19 protein-coding genes are annotated in these 16,913 nt (G+C 61.5%); 8 read left to right on the plus strand and 11 right to left on the minus strand.

The genetic code is table 11. From position 1 onward, the window contains the following. Positions 1-22 precede the first annotated feature (22 nt). The 9 genes from NYQ83_RS04320 to NYQ83_RS17825 form a co-directional block, all read right to left on the minus strand. Entirely contained in the window at positions 23-739 is a 717-nt protein-coding gene (locus tag NYQ83_RS04320; RefSeq protein ID WP_261212777.1) for a DUF1003 domain-containing protein, read from the minus strand. Between the two features lie 343 nt (positions 740-1,082). Further along, complete coding sequence (locus NYQ83_RS04325; protein ID WP_261212779.1) at positions 1,083-2,459, minus strand: DUF2142 domain-containing protein; 1,377 nt, start codon at positions 2,457-2,459, stop codon at positions 1,083-1,085. A 19-nt stretch (positions 2,460-2,478) separates the two neighbouring features. After that, complete coding sequence (locus NYQ83_RS04330) at positions 2,479-3,342, minus strand: sugar phosphate isomerase/epimerase family protein (protein ID WP_314733285.1); 864 nt, start codon at positions 3,340-3,342, stop codon at positions 2,479-2,481. Then, positions 3,339-4,145, minus strand: coding sequence for an NAD-dependent epimerase/dehydratase family protein (locus tag NYQ83_RS04335; protein WP_261212783.1), 807 nt, complete (start codon positions 4,143-4,145; stop codon positions 3,339-3,341). The genes NYQ83_RS04330 and NYQ83_RS04335 overlap by 4 nt, the downstream gene beginning before the upstream one ends. An 11-nt stretch (positions 4,146-4,156) precedes the next feature. Further along, positions 4,157-4,609, minus strand: coding sequence for a GtrA family protein (locus NYQ83_RS04340; RefSeq protein ID WP_261212785.1), 453 nt, complete (start codon positions 4,607-4,609; stop codon positions 4,157-4,159). Between the two features lie 13 nt (positions 4,610-4,622). Beyond that, entirely contained in the window at positions 4,623-5,732 is a 1,110-nt protein-coding gene (locus NYQ83_RS04345) for an NAD(P)/FAD-dependent oxidoreductase (RefSeq protein WP_261212787.1), read from the minus strand. Positions 5,733-5,739: 7 nt separating this feature from the next. Then, positions 5,740-6,534, minus strand: coding sequence for a glycosyltransferase family 2 protein (locus NYQ83_RS04350; RefSeq protein ID WP_261212788.1), 795 nt, complete (start codon positions 6,532-6,534; stop codon positions 5,740-5,742). 104 nt (positions 6,535-6,638) lie between these two features. Continuing rightward, positions 6,639-7,535 (minus strand): glucosyl transferase, encoded by an 897-nt coding sequence (locus tag NYQ83_RS04355; RefSeq protein WP_261212789.1) that lies wholly within the window; start codon positions 7,533-7,535, stop codon positions 6,639-6,641. A gap of 421 nt (positions 7,536-7,956) precedes the next feature. Further along, on the minus strand, positions 7,957-8,241 hold the full coding sequence (locus NYQ83_RS17825) for a cytochrome c3 family protein (RefSeq protein WP_409976957.1): 285 nt from the start codon (positions 8,239-8,241) through the stop codon (positions 7,957-7,959). Here NYQ83_RS17825 and NYQ83_RS04360 point away from each other — a divergent pair. The 3 genes from NYQ83_RS04360 to NYQ83_RS04370 all read left to right on the plus strand — a co-directional run bounded on the left by NYQ83_RS04360 (position 8,219) and on the right by NYQ83_RS04370 (position 9,596). Beyond that, positions 8,219-8,455: a hypothetical protein gene (locus NYQ83_RS04360; RefSeq protein ID WP_261212791.1), complete on the plus strand. Its 237-nt coding sequence runs from the start codon at positions 8,219-8,221 to the stop codon at positions 8,453-8,455. The two genes, NYQ83_RS17825 and NYQ83_RS04360, sit on opposite strands and share 23 nt — an antisense overlap. A 221-nt stretch (positions 8,456-8,676) precedes the next feature. After that, a complete protein-coding gene (locus NYQ83_RS04365; RefSeq protein WP_261212792.1) occupies positions 8,677-9,120 on the plus strand; it encodes a ferritin-like domain-containing protein in 444 nt (147 codons plus the stop codon). Positions 9,121-9,212: 92 nt separating this feature from the next. After that, the gene (locus NYQ83_RS04370; RefSeq protein ID WP_261212794.1) at positions 9,213-9,596 is read left to right on the plus strand and encodes a hypothetical protein; all 384 of its coding nucleotides are present in this window, start codon (positions 9,213-9,215) and stop codon (positions 9,594-9,596) included. Positions 9,597-9,663: 67 nt separating this feature from the next. Here the strand turns inward: NYQ83_RS04370 and NYQ83_RS04375 are convergent, their stop codons facing one another. Both NYQ83_RS04375 and hutC read right to left on the minus strand, forming a co-directional pair. Beyond that, positions 9,664-10,992, minus strand: coding sequence for an NAD(P)/FAD-dependent oxidoreductase (locus NYQ83_RS04375; RefSeq protein ID WP_261212795.1), 1,329 nt, complete (start codon positions 10,990-10,992; stop codon positions 9,664-9,666). Positions 10,993-11,103: 111 nt separating this feature from the next. Further along, positions 11,104-11,847: a histidine utilization repressor gene (hutC, locus tag NYQ83_RS04380; protein ID WP_261212796.1), complete on the minus strand. Its 744-nt coding sequence runs from the start codon at positions 11,845-11,847 to the stop codon at positions 11,104-11,106. Between the two features lie 282 nt (positions 11,848-12,129). Between hutC and NYQ83_RS04385 the strand changes: the two genes are divergently transcribed. The 5 genes from NYQ83_RS04385 (at position 12,130) to hutH (ending at position 16,912) form a co-directional block, all read left to right on the plus strand. After that, positions 12,130-12,972 (plus strand): transporter substrate-binding domain-containing protein, encoded by an 843-nt coding sequence (locus tag NYQ83_RS04385; protein WP_261212798.1) that lies wholly within the window; start codon positions 12,130-12,132, stop codon positions 12,970-12,972. Positions 12,973-13,167: 195 nt separating this feature from the next. Continuing rightward, positions 13,168-13,890 (plus strand): ABC transporter permease, encoded by a 723-nt coding sequence (locus tag NYQ83_RS04390; RefSeq protein WP_261212799.1) that lies wholly within the window; start codon positions 13,168-13,170, stop codon positions 13,888-13,890. A 4-nt stretch (positions 13,891-13,894) separates the two neighbouring features. Then, positions 13,895-14,635, plus strand: a complete 741-nt coding sequence (locus NYQ83_RS04395) for an ABC transporter permease (protein WP_261212800.1) — start codon at positions 13,895-13,897, stop codon at positions 14,633-14,635. Further along, positions 14,628-15,407: an ABC transporter ATP-binding protein gene (locus NYQ83_RS04400; protein ID WP_128293059.1), complete on the plus strand. Its 780-nt coding sequence runs from the start codon at positions 14,628-14,630 to the stop codon at positions 15,405-15,407. The genes NYQ83_RS04395 and NYQ83_RS04400 overlap by 8 nt, the downstream gene beginning before the upstream one ends. A gap of 17 nt (positions 15,408-15,424) precedes the next feature. Beyond that, positions 15,425-16,912, plus strand: coding sequence for a histidine ammonia-lyase (hutH, locus tag NYQ83_RS04405; RefSeq protein WP_261212801.1), 1,488 nt, complete (start codon positions 15,425-15,427; stop codon positions 16,910-16,912). Position 16,913: the final 1 nt, after the last annotated feature.

A 16,913-nucleotide genomic window follows, 5' to 3' on the forward strand; every position in this document is an offset into this window, starting at 1 on the left:
AGGGGAATGCCAGCCTCGGACATCACGAGGTCATGCGATCGATAAGCTTCTCCTGCAGGCGTTCAAGCCTCTCCAGCCGCGAAGATTGTTGCGAGAGCTGGTGATCGATCTTCTCATGGAGCTGCCGGACCTCGAGCTCGGCTTTCAAGTTGACCTGATAATCGTTCTGCGCCCGCATCCGGTCTCGCGCCTCCTGGCGGCGCTGGCTCATCATGATGATCGGCGCCTGGACCGCGGCCAGCGTCGACAGCACCAGATTGAGAAGAATGAAGGGATAGGCATCGAACGGCTTGAAGAGCCAGCCGGTGACATTGAGCATCATCCAAAGGCCGCAGACGAGCGAAAACGAGAGGATGAAGGTCCATGAACCGCCGAAGGCCGCCACGCGGTCGGCCATCCGGTCGCCGAAGGTGGCCTTCTCGTCGAAGGTGATATCCGGCGCGGCGGTGACGATGTCGCCCGTTCTAAGGCTGTCGAGAACCTCCTGCTCCAAGGGGCCGAGGTCGCCATTGGCGTCGCTCAGGAGCTCCCTCAGGGAACGCCTTCGATAGGTCTCGAGGTCCTCGGGGCAGATCCAGGACCCCTCCGACCATTGCGGATGGTCCCTTCCGATCAGGACCGAGATGGCCGGGCGCACCGTCGCCCACGGAACCGCCCCCTCCTGCCGCAAGCTCTTGCCGCAGACGACGCATGTGGGGCTTTTCGCGCCGCTTTGAGGAGGGGCGTCTGCGCGTTCCATCGGGCTTCACACGACGAGATCCGGGGGCCGGAATTTAACTCCCCCGCCGCGGGCTGACCAGCGCTGAAGGACATCCTCGTGCGAGGCGACGAATGCTATGTCCTAGCGGGAATGCCTTCTTGTGGACGAGACCCGCAGTCGACGAAATCTTGTGACGGCCTTCAGACCCAGCGGCGAAATGGGCCTATTTGAGCCGAACCAAATTCCGCGATCTCAGTCTCGGCGACACAAACTGCCGTGGCCACGGGGCCGAACGCGCCACCTAACCGGAGAGGACAAATATCACCCGCATCAAAACGAATGACATTATATTTATCTGATATTTCAATTTAATATAATCACTTTACGTAATATAATATCTGTTTACAAGAGTCCACATCACCCATGGCAGCGATAGCGTGTAGAACAACGCGATCAGTCCTGCTGCAACCGCATCGCGTTTCTCAGACGGAGGCCAGTTTTGTCCCGCAACGGCCACCCCGAAAACAGCCGCGATCGGCAAAAAATAACGCCCTTGGACGCCCTCAACCAATGGGTAGCCAACCGGCGTCCATCCGACATAAAGGGATGCGAAGATCAGGGCCGAGGACAGAATTGCCGCACCGGCCATAGCTACAGAAAACAATGTGTCGTCGTGAGTTCGTCTCGAGATATCAATCACCAAAACAGCAACCAGAACGAACGCAGAAAAGCCATAAAACGAAAAACCAAAAAGCGGGTCAATTGGCGTGTCCAGCCAGCCAAGAACACCCACGAACTGAAAAAGATAACCAGCTCCATGAGCTGCCAGCGTTTTCCATGCTATACTTGGCAGTAGGTCCAGATTTGCCAACACATACTGGACCTGCGCGCCCGCATCCGCTCCCGACTTCAGCAAGCGCGGATCAACTTGTCCGGAGACCGCGACCGCGGTCCACAGAAGTGGAGGCAGGAAGGCAACAGCGACGGCCAACCCCGTAGTCCATCCGCGACCCCATCCCGACATCGGCAGCCGACACCATCCAACGACTCCTAGAGGGAGAGCGAGAGCGATCATCGGGATACGAATGGCGGCAACCAAAGCCACCAATCCTGCCATCGCCATCAGGGTCCCCGGCCGTAAGAAAGAAGATGCGGCTGCTCGGGCAAGCATAGCTACAACTACAAGGGAAATTGCGAAGACTGCGCCGTCGCTGCTAATCCCAGAAGCTTGCGCCATGAACATAGGCAACAGGCAGAGAGCGACGAGGAACCATTTACCGCGCGGCGTCAGGGCAATCGCGATGGAAGCCGCAACGAGAACCAACAGACCATTGGCAAGGCGAGCCAAACGGAAACCATCAAGTTGTGAAAGCCCGACAGCTCTCGCGGCCGCGAGGACGGCCGAAGGCGCCGCGTAGGCATAGGGAGGATAGAGAGTGGCCGCCGAGAACCAGGTAGACGCCGAAGGGCCCTTAAAATCGTACATACGGGCTTGATCGAGCTTGTCGCGCGTCACTTTTTTATTAGGATTAAAAAAAAGATAACTGAAACTATTTACAAACTCTACTGCGGATACATCGACAGCCCCTCCAGTTCCTTCCTGCCCGTCGTTAGACGGAAGCAGCCTTCCTTCTGAAATCGAAACAGAGCGCAGATAATGATGACCTTCGTCGGGTATCTGGAATGGAGGAATTATTAAAACGAGCGAAATCAAATATGGAACGGCTAGCAAAAGATAGACACTAGCCGGATTGGGCAATGAGAATGATATCAGTCGCTCAGAAGGTAGAGACACCGTCTTGGCCCCTCGAGGTCGATATATAGTAATTTTCTATGATCGCTGCCGCTCGGCGCATCGCACCGCGCCAGTCCTCGACCGCCCGCATCTCGACCGAGATCCAGCCGTCATAACCAGAAGCGACGAGCGCCGCGCCAGTCATCCCATGGTCCACTGAGCCGCTCTTTGCTTCGCCTGCTCCAATCGGCGCTAGACCGGGCTCGCTCACATGGCAATGGCAAGCCATGCGCCCCGCGCTTTCCACGGTTTCAGCCGTCTCACCGTTCGCGAACACCGTCCCGAAATCGAGCTGAAGAGCGAATCCCGGTTCCCCAACTGCCTTCACCAGCCGCATCGCCTCCTCCGTCGTCGCGACGAAGCGGCAATCGTACATCGGCGGGTTCGCCTCGAAACACAGGCTGGTTCCGCGAGAGGCGAAGCGTGGGGCGATACCGGCAAAAAACTCCACTGCCCGCGCCCATGCTTCACCGGCATCGAGATCACCCGGGTCACGCAGTTTCGGGGCGCCGAAGACACAGGCTTTCGCCCCCAACTCCGCTGCGAGCTCCGCCACCAAATCCAACCGCTGTGCAAGGCGGAGGCGCGCTTCATCGCCGGCAAACAGATGAACATCCTCAGCACCGAACAGGATGCCCTGAAGCGCCGGGATCGATAGGCCGCGTGCAGCAAGACCGTCTCGGTATCGGCGCACGTCGCCAAGCTCGACGGCGTCCAAAGGACCCAGCGCCTTGGCGGGAGCAAGCTCGACGCCGTCGAAGCCGAGCTCGGCAGCAAGGTCCAAAGCAGCGATGTCCTCCTGGATCGGCCAGGCGATATTCGAAATCGAACGCCGCTCCATCTTCATCGCGCCTGCCCCCGATTACCTGCGAGCATACGCTCGGGGTTCGCACGCGCAGCCGCAACGAAGTCCGAAAGCTCGTTCAGCACATCTTCGGCGGTCATGATGTAATGTCCGATGCCGCCAAAGAGCTCAGCATACCGCGTCTGCAGAGCGTAACGGGGCGCCGGCTCATTCGCTGGAGCGACCTGTGCAACCGGAAAAAGCTCAAGAAGACGCCGCGTTTCCAGGGGCTCCGGAAAGAGATTGACGAGCTTTAAATCCGCGCTTTGCGCTGCCGTAATATCCGCGGCAAGGCGATGAACGGGGTACCATTGGAAGACCGTAGCCGGATTGATCTTCTCAGTCTGATTTCCCGTTAAAAGATCGAAGATGACGTTCTTCTTCAACCCCGGGCCGAAGAGGGCCGGCAGCCGCAGCACGAAGGCGCTATCGAACCGCTCTTCCACGAAGCGCTCGATCTTCAGCCGGTGACGGCCATAGGGCTGGCCATCCTCGGCTGACGGCGTCGTCCTCTCGTCATCGGAGCGTGATGGATCAGGGTAAACGTCGATAGTAGAGATCAAGGTGAAGCGCCGCGCTGTGATCTGCGAAAGCACATCGAGCAGAGCCGAAATCTCTTGCCAGTCGCGCTCGGGCTCCTTGTTGGCGAGCCATTTGACGGCCGAGACGCCAGCGCACACCACTTCGTCATAGCTCTCGCCGGCCATGTCACGAAAATTACGGGAATTGTAAAAGTCCGTAAAACTGCCGGCCGCCTTCAGGTTCGAGCCGACAAAACCAGTGTAGCCGATCAGCGCGCGGCGCATAGGTCTTCCTTTCAAGGGGATTGGGGGCGTAAGGCCGAGCGTTCGGTTCGGCCACCTATGATCCGCCGCACGATGACATAATTGACGCTGAAGGAGGCGCCGGTCGCCAGGATCAGCTGGAAGAGAGCCCAGCTTTCGCCAAGCCCCACAAACCGAGAGGTGGCATAAAGGGTCCCGGATCGCACCGCCAGCGCGACGAGGGCCGAAATCACGGTCCCGGCCATGCGAGCCAAGGAAAACCGCCTCTCACTGGAGCGGAAAGTCCAGAACTCATGCACCAGATACATGAGGGCTGCTGCCGTCACCAGGGAGACAGACGCTGAAGTGATCAAAGCAAGGCCAACAAGCCGATTGAGTGTTGCCGCAAGGGCAACGTCGAAAACGAGGCCAGCAAGGCTTGCCGCAAAGAAGCGCAGGAACGAAGCCGAGACCAATCGGGCGAGGCGCTTGTGGATCTGAGACACTCCTTGCCCCTCTTCACCCGACCGCGTCGTAGAGATCGTAGATGTTGTCAATCTTGCTACCAAGAACAGACCAGAGCCCTGGTATCTCCGAATGTGCGTGCAAGAGAATCGGACGACCATCGTCGGCTTCGTTCTTCACCGGCACTGTCTTCACGTCGAAAAGAGACATACGCCAACGCGCCTCGGCGAGGGCTGGCAGATAACGCCGGGCGTCATTGACCATATGACGCCAACGCGTCTCATGCGGCAGCCGTCGGGCCGTTTGATATGCGCTCTCTACCGCGTTCTCGTCGGTCCAACCGAAATGCGGAGTATAGCGGACGTGGGTGAGCGAATAGGCGTTTGCCGCAGGAAACGGCATGGAGGAGAAGAAAGCACCGTCCATGACGGTCACTGCAACACCGCCCAGTTCCGCCGGCGGATCAATGATAGCGATTTCGACCAGCTCGTGCTTCAGCGGCAATGGCTTGAGGCCACTCCCCCTCAGCACCTCGTTGATTTGCGAATAGGTGATATTAAAGACCTGCCCAGCCTCGACGATCCGCCCATCGGCCAGCGTCACGACGATGCCCTCACCTTTTCCAGGAGCCACCTCCGCCACTTCAGTGCGAAAAACGAGATCGACGGGAAAGGATCCGAGGCGGGAGAAGAGGATGTCGCGCAGCACCGAATAGTCGAAAGCGTACTCGGTACAGGCAAAAACATCCTCGACGAGGTCGTTGGAGAAAAGCGCCCGATGAGCAGGCAATGCTGGTCTCAACGGAGCCCCCATCGCATCGAACATGCCATGGAAGCGGCGCGCATTCACACGCGTGCGATACCGCGCGATCGCATAAAGCATCTGGAAGTCGGAGACGATGGCTGGGCGGAATTCGTCAACGAAAGGCTCGAAGTTGTGGCACGAACGCAGAGCCGTGGCAAAACTGCGAGGATAGTGAAAACCCGCATGCACGCGCGCCTGGTTGACCTTCGAAGCGCGTCCCATCGCTTCTTGTGCAATTTCGCAGATGAGGACTTTGCGGCCAGCTTTTCCAAGGTGCGCGGCAAGCGCCAGCCCATAGAACCCGGCGCCAATGATGATGACGTCGTAAGAGGTTCGGGAAGGCGAAGGCAGAATCTGCATCGGGGCGTCAGGGGTTGTAGCGGCCCACCAGGGTGCGGAAGAGAATCCGCATCAAGTCAGCGTTGCCGTGCGCGGTCAGCTTCGTCGGAACGGGCTCATTCGCGGGATAGCTTCGGGTGGTCGGAATTTCGCATGTTCTGAGCCCCAGCTGCGAGGCTCGCACTGTCAAATACGCGAGCAGTTCATAAGTCTCGAAGCAGGCTCGGAAAGGCTGCACCTCGGGATGTTCAAGATAGCGCCGGCTATAGGCTCGGAATCCCTGCGTGGTGTCGGTGAAACGGCGCCGGGCGGCCAGGCTCAAGAGAGGGGCATGAATGAGACGGATAGCGGCCGTACGGATCGGCGGCGTGTTCACGGCTTCCCCACCTTCGATGAAGCGCGAGGCCTGGGCGTAATCGATCCCGTCATCAAGCGCGTCGACGAAACGCGTGATCGATTCGACGGAATCCTTGCCGTTGCCGTCGATGGTGACGATCCCATCATATCCTTCATCAAGGGCGAACGCGTACGCCATCCGCAACTGTGCGGAGAGCTTGCCCTTGTCTTTCTTGACGAGCAGCGCGCGCACACCCAGTGCTTTGAGTCGTTCCGCCTCCATTGAGCCATCAGTGGAGCCGCCGTCAGCGATGACGACGTCGGTAAGCCGATCGACCGCAAGCTCCTGCATCCGGGAAAGCTGGGATATGATGCGTTCGCCTTCGTTGATCACCGGCACGACCGTGCAAAAACGGGTCGTCCTCTCTCGAAAAACAAAGGACTCGCAGCGCGGGACAGCTCGCTCGTAAATGGGCTCGTCGGTCATTTATCCTCTCAGGGCGGCCAGCGGGCTCGCTACCACACAACCTCCCGAATGACAGGTCCCCCGCGAGAAGATGGACCTCTTGTGCAGCCCAGTCTGTCGGTTGTTCACCGCGGGCGCACCTCAGGCGGCTCAGCCATCTCCACGTTCAGGACGCTGGCATTACCAAACAGATCACTGACCGTCACCTCGTTGAGGAGCCGTGGCGCCCGCGAGCGTTCCTGCCGATCGAGGAGTCGCGACAGGCCGAGACACATGAGCGACGTTGCTCCGAGTTGAACAAACATCCATGCCCCAAGCATCGTCGTTGTCGTCGTCCATCCCTCGGCGACATTATTCTTCAGCAGCCACACAGCCAACACGTAGAGAAGCGACCCCAAGGCGGCGATCGCGAAAAGAGCACAGAGCGCGGCCGCGAAACGGAGGAGGCGCGGCGCGGATGTCGCAACGAGTCGCGCCACGAGGTCGATGCGTCGCAAAAGGCGCCTGAAGCCACCTCGCACAGGGGCAGCATCCGTCTTGATCACACGCTGGCGGCCGAAAAGATGATGCGCCTTGAAACGGAAGAGCTGAATCTCTTCAGGATAGGCGAGGAGCTCGCTCAACAATTGCCGACTGACGGCAAGGGTGCGGTAAAAACGGGTATCGACATCAAAGCCAGTGATTGAACGGATAACAAGGGAACTCACCTTTTCGAGCAGGGAACCCGACTTGCGCCGTAACCGAACGAGATTTTCCCCCCTCTGCATCGGTTCCAGCACGGTGGCGAGATCGATGAAGGGGAGCTCGTCGGCAGAGGTCAACACGACGATGTCACCAATGCATTCCTGATAGCCATGAATGGCCAGTCGGTCGAAATCATTGGCGCTGTCGATCTGAAGCAGGCGAATCTGCGGGGCAACTCGAGCAATATCTGCGACGAGATCGTCAACTACTTCATCTGAGGCTGGCGCGATAAGCAAAATTTCAAAAAAATAGTAACGCTTCCGAAGGAACGCTGCCACTGCACAGAGACATTCTCTGTGTAAGGAAAACGCTGAAGCAACGACCACCACGCTTACCAGGCATGAGCGATCGCGCCCGCCCTCGTAAGGAGACGCCATTCCATTTCTTTTCACGCCGTCTTTCGGCTTCAATTCGACGGCAACTTCAAGTGTGTTGGAGATGGAGAACCCTCCCTCGGACTTTGCAGGATGACCCTGGCAACGCTCATAAGCTTGCGATAAGAGAGTCGCAACGGTAGGTTTTAGTCTTCCCAGCGGGCTCAGTTGCGTGCCTCAACGTCGCAGATACGTTTACTCTCAAACAATTCGTTAATACTAACAAGCTACAAAAACAGCGTCTCCAGCGCCGCCACTCGTTTTCCGCCGACATTGTCCGGTTCACTCAATTCGCTGACGTCTTGTGTCTGCAACAAAGCACGTCTCAGCAAACAAGCTGCCACGTCAATCCACGTTTGCCGACGGCATAACGAGGCTTGGGAATTGATGGCAAACGCTGCAAAAGAGTGTCGAGGGCGAATGCACCTTGAGCACTCCGTGCAGTCGGTCTCGCCCAAATGTGACGCAGGCGGGTTGGGGCTGACCATCGTTCGGGCTGCAAGGTCCGCGTAAGTCCGTGACAGGCGTGGCAGGCGGCATCCGTCGCCGGCGAGGTGGGCGTCTGCGCACCATGGCAGTTTTCGCAGGTGACACCCTTTTGCTGGTACAAAGCATCCCAAGAGCCGACCTCGAGGGGCGGCCCGCGCTATGACCCGACAGGCCGGGTGATCGACGCCTTCGGCGAGCCGATCCCAAAGCTCCACAAAGCGGGCGAACTCGGCTCGATGTACGGTGAACGCTGTCCGGCAGGTGGCGGCAACATCGCCGGGATCCTTGCCTTCGGATGCATCGCCGGCCGCAACGCCGCGGGCGAAGCTCTCTGACCCACCCAAAGCTGGGAAGACGGCGGCCGTCCCAGTTGCAGCCGCCACGCCTCCGCAAGCTTTTCACTCAGGCCAGAAATAATATCACAATTCTTCTATCCGCATATTCATAACATAAGATAATAGAAGTCTACGCCGGCTGAATATAAGTCAACCCTTTTTTCGGAACAGGCTCGCCCTCCCCGTGTTGCCAGCACGCGAACAACAACGGAGACGACTCCATGGCAACCACAGTCGGCAGCGAAGGCGACATCAAGACGCTGATCACCAATTTCGTCTATTTGGAACGGGACGCAATCGCCGCCTACGACGCTACGATCGAGCGGCTGGAAAATCCTGAATTCAAACGCCAGATCGAGGAGTTTCGCAGCGATCATCACCGGCACCTGTCAGAGCTGCGCGACCTTGCGGCCCAGCACGGCGCGGAAGTGCCTGCGGAAGGCGACATGAAGGAGATGCTGACGACGGGGAAAGTCAAAATGGCAGGCATCGCGGGCGACAGCACCATCCTCAAAGCGATGAGCAGCAACGAAAGCGACACGATCGCCGCCTATTCCAGCGGCGCGGGAAATTCCGCGGTCCCACCCGAAGCACGCCCGATCTTCGAGCGCGGCCTGGAGGACGAACGCCGTCACAAAGCCTGGATGGACAGCGCCTCCTCCTGAGGCGCGCGTAGGAGAGCGGGCCGTGGCGCTTCGCCCCCGGCCCGCTTTTCTCCAACCCACGCTGGCCAGCCTCTTTCAAGATCGGAGACAGTTTGCGGTTTCTTCCGACCCTCATTCACGGCGTGCTCGATTATCTCGTCGGCGCACTCTTGATCGCGGTCCCTTACTTCGTCGGCTTCGACGTCACCGGCGAAGATGCTGCGCGCGTGGCTGAGGGCGTTCCGATGGTCATCGGCGGGGTCACCATCATCTACAGTCTCGGCACGATCTACGAACTCGGCCTGTTGCGACACCTGCCAATGCGCATTCATCTCTGGTTCGACGGAGTAGGAGGCGCGCTGCTTGCGAGCTCCCCCTTCCTATTCGGCTTTGCCAGCGAGGTTTGGGTGCCGCATGTCGCCGTCGGACTTTTCGAGATCGTGGCGGCACTCGTGACCAAGACGACGCCGTCCAAAAGCGCCCGAAAATGGGACTGAGACGCAAGATCCGGCTGCCAAACGAGCGGGCATGGCGGCCGGATCCTCCTATCGGCATACGATAACCCTACAGATTGGTCATCGGCCGCGGGCGGCTGCCATCGCTGAAGCGCGACAGGCGGAAGGCGTGCGGATCGGCGATGGGCTTTTCGCCGGTCACGAGATCGGCAACGAGATGCCCCGCCCCCGGACCGATGCCGAAACCATGGCCCGAAAAGCCTGTGGCGACGATGAGGCCCGAACGACCTTCGACCGGCGAGATCACCGGCACGATGTCCGGCGTCGTATCGATGAAGCCAGCCCATGTCTGCACGAGGCGCGCCTCGTTGAAGACCGGGAAACGCCGTTTCGCTTCCTCAAAACACTTGCGCACATAGCCAAGGTCCGGCTTCGGATCGAGGACGCGGCAAGCCTCATAAGGCGACGGCTGATCGTAAGGCACTGGCTTGCGCTCGCGCCATTCGCTGAAGAAGCGCTCGTCGAGACGCAGGCCGACATGGCGCCAGTCCATGGCCAGAACCGGCAGGAAATCGAAGAAGAAGCGGAAACTGTCGGGCGTCAGCGGCGCCGCGTTGGAAAGCCCGTTCGCCAGCGTGTAGCCGCCATCGGCGCGCTTCCTGAGACCCAGAACGTCATCCCAGATGGAGACCTCCGGCCCACCCTCGACCGGCGAGGTGCGGGCAACGCTCGCACGCACCTTGAGCTGCGGCAGGACGATATCGAGATCGCTCAGAATGCGCCGGCTCCAGGCCCCGCCCGCGACGACGACGTTCTTAGTCGCAATGCGACCGCGCTCCGTGACGACGCCAGCGACCTCACCTCCCGCCATCTCGATCCCGCGCGCGGCGCAATCGGTGAAGATGCGGGCGCCGCGGGCCCGGGCGCCGAGCGCAATTGCGGGCGCCGCCTTCTGGGGCTCCGCACGCCCGTCACCCGGACACAGAAGGATGGCCTTTGGCAGGTCGCGATCGCCCGGCAGGTGTTTCTCCATCTCGCTGCCGGAACGAAGCTCCGTCGCGATGCCGGAAGCGGCCGCCTTTTCAGCCCAGGCGCGATAGGCTTCCACGTCCTTGTCGTTTCGCGCGCCATAGAGGATGCCGCATTGGGTGAAGCCGGTGTCGCCGTCGATGCGCTGATCGATCCCCCGCCACAGGCCGAGCGCTTCGCGGATCAGATCGAATTCGCGCGGATCGCGATAGAGCTGGCGCACCCAGCCCCAGTTGCGGCTCGATTGTTCGCCGGCGATGTGGCCCTTTTCGACCACCACGACATCCATGCCGCGCTCGGCCATAAACAGGGCCGAACTGACACCGATGATGCCGCCGCCGATGACGACGGCATCGGCCTTTTCAGGAAATTTCTGATCGGAGACGACCGGATCGACCTGCGGTCCCATGAAACACTCCTCTAGCGAGATGATGCCCTGAGGCGCCGCGTTGCTCCGGCTGTGCGGGCGGAAGCCCGATCGGGTGGGCGGAGGACGGCGTTCTTTGGGCAGACGGAAACTTCAAACGGCATTGGCCTGGTGGCGGCTCTTGATCTTGTAGCGGCCGCCTGGAACGACGAGCCGGACTGAGGTGACGATCTTGTCGCCGGAAAAGGTCCGGCGGCGGATGGAAAGACAGGGATCGGTGCGGCCGATCGCGAGAAGTCGCGCTTCCCAGGCCGCCGGCAGGACGGCTTCCACGGTGTGCTCCGCCTCCGTCCAGGCAATGACAGCGTTCAGATAATCATTGGGTGTGCGGGCGGTGAAATCCTGCATGAGATAGTCCGGTGCCAGCCGCGGATTGACCAGCCGGTCTTCGAGCTGGACCGGAATTCCATCCTCGCGATGGACGACGAGGCTGTGGAACACCGAGATCCCAGGCGCGACTGCGAGATCCCCGGCGATCTCCCGGCTCGCCTCCAGCGTCTCGAGCAGAACGACCTGGGCGGCATAGCTGTGGCCGCGTTCGGCAATCTCGTCGGCGATGTTGCGCACGGCGAAGACGGAGGTCTGGCCCTTGCCCTCTGAGACGAAGGTGCCGAGCCCTTTCACCCGCGTCAGCACCCCCTCGCCCGCGAGCTCGCGCAACGCCCGGTTCACGGTCATGCGGCTCAGGCCAAGCTTGGCGGAGAGTTCGTTTTCCGACGGCACGCGGTGACGCGGCGGCCAGTCGCCCGCGGCGATCCGCTCGACAATCATGCGCTTTACCGCGGCATAACGGGGCGTCTCAGCGCCAGCACCGGTCTTGCCGGCATCGATGCCCATTTCTTAGGCCCTTTTCGCGTGTGCACAATTTGATGTCGGATTTCGGCTTGCGAGCGTTGCGATTTTGGATACAGTCACTTGTATGTACAAGCTAGAGCGCTGCTGGCCGCGATGGCAAACGAAAAGCGCGGCAAGGAGGAATAGGACGGTTTCCCGGCCATTTCCGTCCCTCGCCCGGCCCGCGAAGACACCATCTTCGCGGCTTCGGGCCACGGCCCACGCAGCTCTCCGGGATGTGCGTCAGCAAAGGGGGCGGCTACGCTCCGCACAGAGGAGAACGGGATGAGTTTCAAGACAATTGCGCTGGCCGGTGCACTTGCAGCGGTCATTCTGGCGCCTGCCGCCGCTTCGGCGAAGGACTGGAAGAAGGTCACCGTGGCGCTCGAGGGCGGCTATGCGCCCTGGAACCTCACCGATGCAAGCGGCCGGATCGTCGGCTTCGAGCCCGACCTCCTCAAGGTGCTGTGCGAGCATGCAGACCTTGAATGCACAATGATCTCGCAGGATTGGGACGGCATGATCACCGCCCTCAATGCCGGCAAGTTCGACGTCATCATGGACGCTTTGTCGATCACGCCGGAGCGTCAGAAGGTGATCGACTTCACCGTTCCCTATGCGGCGACGCCCGCCGTCTTCGCAGCTCCGAAGGACAGCGAACTCGCCGACCTTCCTGGGACCGGCACGGTCATCAAGCTCGAAGACGTGCACGACCAGGCCGACGCGATCGCCCCCTTGCGCGAGGCGATGAAGGGCAAGACGATTGGCATTCAGAGCTCCACCGTCTATGCCAATTTCGTCTATGAGAATTTCGGCGACGTGGCGACGATCAAGGAATACAAGACCGCCGCCGAGCGCGACCTCGACCTGTCGGTCGGTCGCATCGATGCCGGCTTTGAGGATGCCACCTATCTGCTCGGCACCTTCGAGGCTTCCGAGAACAACAATCTCGCCTTCACCGGTCCGGAGATCGGCGGCCAGATCTGGGGCGAAGGCGAAGGCCTCGGCCTGCGCAAGTCCGACACCGATCTCAAGGCGAAGTTCGACGATGCCATCAAGGCGGCTGTCGCCGACGGCACGGTCAAGACGCTCAGCGAAAAATGGCTGAAGGTCGACGTCACGCCCTAATCCAATCGGCGCCGGCCCGGCACGCCCGCAGGTGAGGATGCCGCAAAAGCCTCCTCACTCGGGCACGCCCTCCCTGGCCGGCATGCGGTTCGCGGCAGGCGGACGGCCACAAGCTCGCCCGCCCGCCATCCCACCCGACGGCACCTCGCGCCGACCGGCGATGCGCACCGCCGCAACAGCAACAAGAGAGACGCGATGTCCTGGATCGACCTGATCGGATTCGGACCCAACGGCCGCGGCGGCCTGCTATTATGGGCGACTTTGATGACGTTGTCGGTGACGGCCGCCTCGCTCGTCATCGGCGCCGTCTTCGGGGCGGGCGTGGCGGCCGCCAAGCTCTCGTCATCGCGACCCGCGCGGGTCATCGGCGACGCCTATACGACGATCCTTCGCGGCGCGCCGGAACTCCTTGTCATCTATCTCGTCTATTTCGGCGGCTCCCAGGCGGTCAGCGCCATCGGCCGTCTCTTCCAATATGAGGGCTTCCTCGGCCTGCCCTCGTTCCTCGCCGGCGCGCTCGCCGTCGGCATGATCTCCGGGGCCTATCAGGCGGAGGTCTATCGCGGGGCCTTTCACGCCATCGCCAAGGGCGAGATCGAGGCCGCACGCTCCATCGGCATGGGCCGGGCGCTGCGCTTTCGCCGGATCATCGTCCCGCAGATCTTGCGCTTCTCACTGCCGGGCCTCGGCAATGTCTGGCAGCTGAGCCTCAAGGATTCGGCGCTGATTTCCGTCACGGGCCTTGCCGAACTGATGCGCACCTCGCAGCTCGCCGCGGGCTCCACGCGCCAGTATTTCCTCTTCTTCATCGTCGGCGGCATCCTCTATCTGGTGCTCACCACGATCTCCGGCCAGCTTTTCGCAGCCGCCGAGCGACGCGTCGCCGTCAGCTTCTCGCACGGCCTCGGGCGGAGCTGAGCCGATGGATTTCGAGTTCCTCGCCTCCACCTTCGTGACGCTGGTCAAGGCGGTGCCGACGACTTTGGCGCTCTTCGGCGCCTCCGTCGTCCTCGGGGCCTTGCTTGCAATCGTCCTCGTCGTCATGCGCACGGTCGGAGGTCCGATCCTGTCGGCCTTCTCCCGCGTCTATGTCTTCATCTTCCGCGGCTCGCCGCTGCTCATCCAGATGTTCCTCATCTATTATGGGCTCGGCCAGTTCGCGGTCATTCGCGACAGTTTTGCATGGCCGGTGCTGCGCGAGCCTTATTGGTGCGCGGTCCTGGCGCTTGCCTTCTGCACGGCCGGCTATCAGGCGGAAATCATCCGGGGCGGGCTGCAGGCGGTGCCGCCGCGTGAGATCGAGGCGGCGCGCTCGGTCGGCATGTCGGGTTTCCTGCTCGTGCGCCGGATCATCGCCCCGATCACTTTGCGCGCCATGCTGCCCGCCTATTCGACGGAAATCATCCTGATGGTGAAGTCGACGGCTCTCGCCTCGCTCGTCACCGTCTGGGAAGTCACCGGCACGGCGCAGCGGCTCATTTCGCAGACCTATCGCACCATGGAAGTCTTCCTGGTCGCGACGCTCATCTATCTCGTCATCAATTTCATCATCGTCCGCCTGATCGCCCTTTTGGAGCACCGGCTGTCGCCGCATCTCCGCGAGCGGCCGCGCATCTCCGGCGAAGGCCGCACGGTGACATCGCTGGAGACCTCCCATGACTGAAGCCCCGGTCCCGGCCATCTCGGTCAAGAACATCCACAAATCCTTCGCCAACCTCGAAGTCTTGAAAGGCATCTCGCTAGAAGCGCAGGACGGGGACGTCATCTCGATCCTCGGCGCTTCGGGGTCGGGCAAGAGCACTTTTCTCAGATGCATCAACCTTCTCGAGACACCGGATGAAGGTGAGATCACGGTCGCCGGCGAGACGATCAACATGCGTCGCGACCGCCAGGGCCGGCTGATGCCGAAGGATCGCCGCCAGGTCGACCGCATTCGCGCCGAGCTCGCCATGGTGTTTCAGAGCTTCAATCTCTGGTCTCACATGACCGTCTTGCAGAACCTGATCGAGGGTCCGGTGCATGTGCAGAAGCGGCCGAAAGCGGAGGCGATCGCGGAGGCGGAAGCGCTGCTTGAAAAAGTCGGCCTCGCGGAACGCCGCGATTACTATCCCGCGCATCTTTCCGGCGGCCAGCAGCAGCGCGCCGCGATCGCCCGTGCACTCGCCATGCGACCCAAGGCGCTTCTCTTCGACGAGCCGACCTCGGCGCTCGACCCTGAGCTCGTGGGCGAAGTCCTGAAGGTGATGCGCAGCCTCGCCGACGAGGGCCGCACCATGCTCGTCGTCACCCACGAAATGTCGTTTGCCCGCAACGTGTCCGACAAGGTGATCTTCCTGCATCAGGGTCAGGTCGAGGCCGAAGGACGGCCGGAAGAGATCTTCACCGAATCCTCCTCGGAACGCTTCAACCAGTTCATCACCGGCTTCAGAGGTTGAAGCCCCGGAGAGCCAGAATGCCCCGCGTGTCGCTCGATCGCTCCCTCACCTGGCAGGAGGTTGCCGAGGTCGCAGAGGGGGCGCCTCTCGATCTCACACAAGCCGCACTCTCGCGCATCGATAATGCCGCCGCCATCGTGCAAGCGATCGTCGAGCGCGGCATCCGCGCCTATGGCGTCAACACCGGCGTCGGCGCGCTCTGCGATGTCGTGGTGGAGCGGCCGCTGCAACAGCAGCTCTCGCACAACATCCTGATGAGCCACGCGACCGGCATCGGCGCACCGCTTCCGGTCGTCGAGACGCGCGCCATCATGGCTGCGGCCATCAACAATTACGCACACGGCCATTCCGGCGTCCGCCGCGAGATCCCGCAAGCTCTTGCGGCTCTTTTGAATGCCCGGCTCACGCCTCTCGTGCCGGCGCGCGGCTCCGTCGGCTATTTGAGCCATATGGCGCATATCGCGCTCGTGCTCGTCGGAACCGGCTCGGTGCGGGACGGCGACCGCACCGTCTCCGCGGCCGAGGCACTGGCCAAGGCGGGCCTTGAACCGCTCCAACTTCAGGCGAAGGAGGGGCTGTCGCTCGTCAACGGCACACCCTGCGCCACGGGTCTGGCCTGTCTCGCGCTCGCGCGTGCGAACCGCCTTCTCTCCTGGGCGGATGCGATCGCCGCCATGACGATGGAAAATCTTGGTACCAACCCGGCCGCTTTCGCGCCCGAGGCGCTGGCGCTGCGCTGCTCCGACGGCCTGCAACAGGTCGGAGCCCGACTGCGGGCGCACCTTGAGGGAAGCGGCATCGTCGCCGCCGCCATCGGCAAACGCACGCAGGATGCCTTGTCGCTGCGCGCCGTGCCGCATGTGCATGGGGCTGCCTGCGACCTTTTCGAGGACGCAGCCGCCGTCATCGACCGCGAGCTCGCCTCCGTCACCGACAATCCGCTCGTCACCGGCACCCCCGAGGCACCGCAAGTGCATTCGCAGGCCCATGCCGTCGGCGCGGGACTTGCGCTTGCCCTCGACGGCCTGGCAACGGCCATCGCCGAAGTGGCGGCGATGTCGGAGCGGCGTCTCGATCGGCTTCTCAATCCGATGGTGAGCGGGCTTCCGGCCTTTCTCGCGGCAGAAGGCGGCGCAGCATCCGGCTTCATGATCGCGCAATATGCGGCCGTCTCGCTCGTCAACGAAAACCGCCGCCTCGCCGCGCCGGCAAGTCTCGACGGCGGCATCACTTCGGCATTGCAGGAAGATCACCTTTCGCATCCGACGCCGGCCGCACTGAAAGCGCTTGCGATCGTGGAGAACGCCACCCGCCTCCTTGCGATCGAATGGCTTGCTGCCGGCCAGGCCTACGCCTTTCAGACCGAGGCACGTGCGCCCGCAACCGACAGGCTTTTCGCCCAACTGCGTAGCTTGATTGCCTTCTATTCCGACGACCGGCCGCTCTCGCAGGATATGGAGACGGCGTTCCAGTTTCTCTCGTCGGAACAACCCGCTACGCGCTAAG

The organism is Afifella sp. JA880 (genome assembly GCF_025379905.1).
In the GTDB taxonomy this organism is placed as follows: domain Bacteria; phylum Pseudomonadota; class Alphaproteobacteria; order Rhizobiales; family Afifellaceae; genus Afifella; species Afifella aestuarii.

Coding starts and splice junctions, on each gene's coding strand:
- NYQ83_RS04320 (WP_261212777.1), bottom strand. CDS start 739: ATGGAACGCGCAGACGCCCCTCCTCAAAGCGGCGCGAAAAGCCCCACA.
- NYQ83_RS04330 (WP_314733285.1), bottom strand. CDS start 3,342: ATGAAGATGGAGCGGCGTTCGATTTCGAATATCGCCTGGCCGATCCAG.
- NYQ83_RS04335 (WP_261212783.1), bottom strand. CDS start 4,145: ATGCGCCGCGCGCTGATCGGCTACACTGGTTTTGTCGGCTCGAACCTG.
- NYQ83_RS04345 (WP_261212787.1), bottom strand. CDS start 5,732: ATGCAGATTCTGCCTTCGCCTTCCCGAACCTCTTACGACGTCATCATC.
- NYQ83_RS04350 (WP_261212788.1), bottom strand. CDS start 6,534: ATGACCGACGAGCCCATTTACGAGCGAGCTGTCCCGCGCTGCGAGTCC.
- NYQ83_RS04365 (WP_261212792.1), top strand. CDS start 8,677: ATGGCAACCACAGTCGGCAGCGAAGGCGACATCAAGACGCTGATCACC.
- NYQ83_RS04375 (WP_261212795.1), bottom strand. CDS start 10,992: ATGGGACCGCAGGTCGATCCGGTCGTCTCCGATCAGAAATTTCCTGAA.
- hutC (WP_261212796.1), bottom strand. CDS start 11,847: ATGGGCATCGATGCCGGCAAGACCGGTGCTGGCGCTGAGACGCCCCGT.
- NYQ83_RS04385 (WP_261212798.1), top strand. CDS start 12,130: ATGAGTTTCAAGACAATTGCGCTGGCCGGTGCACTTGCAGCGGTCATT.
- NYQ83_RS04390 (WP_261212799.1), top strand. CDS start 13,168: ATGTCCTGGATCGACCTGATCGGATTCGGACCCAACGGCCGCGGCGGC.
- NYQ83_RS04395 (WP_261212800.1), top strand. CDS start 13,895: ATGGATTTCGAGTTCCTCGCCTCCACCTTCGTGACGCTGGTCAAGGCG.
- NYQ83_RS04400 (WP_128293059.1), top strand. CDS start 14,628: ATGACTGAAGCCCCGGTCCCGGCCATCTCGGTCAAGAACATCCACAAA.
- hutH (WP_261212801.1), top strand. CDS start 15,425: ATGCCCCGCGTGTCGCTCGATCGCTCCCTCACCTGGCAGGAGGTTGCC.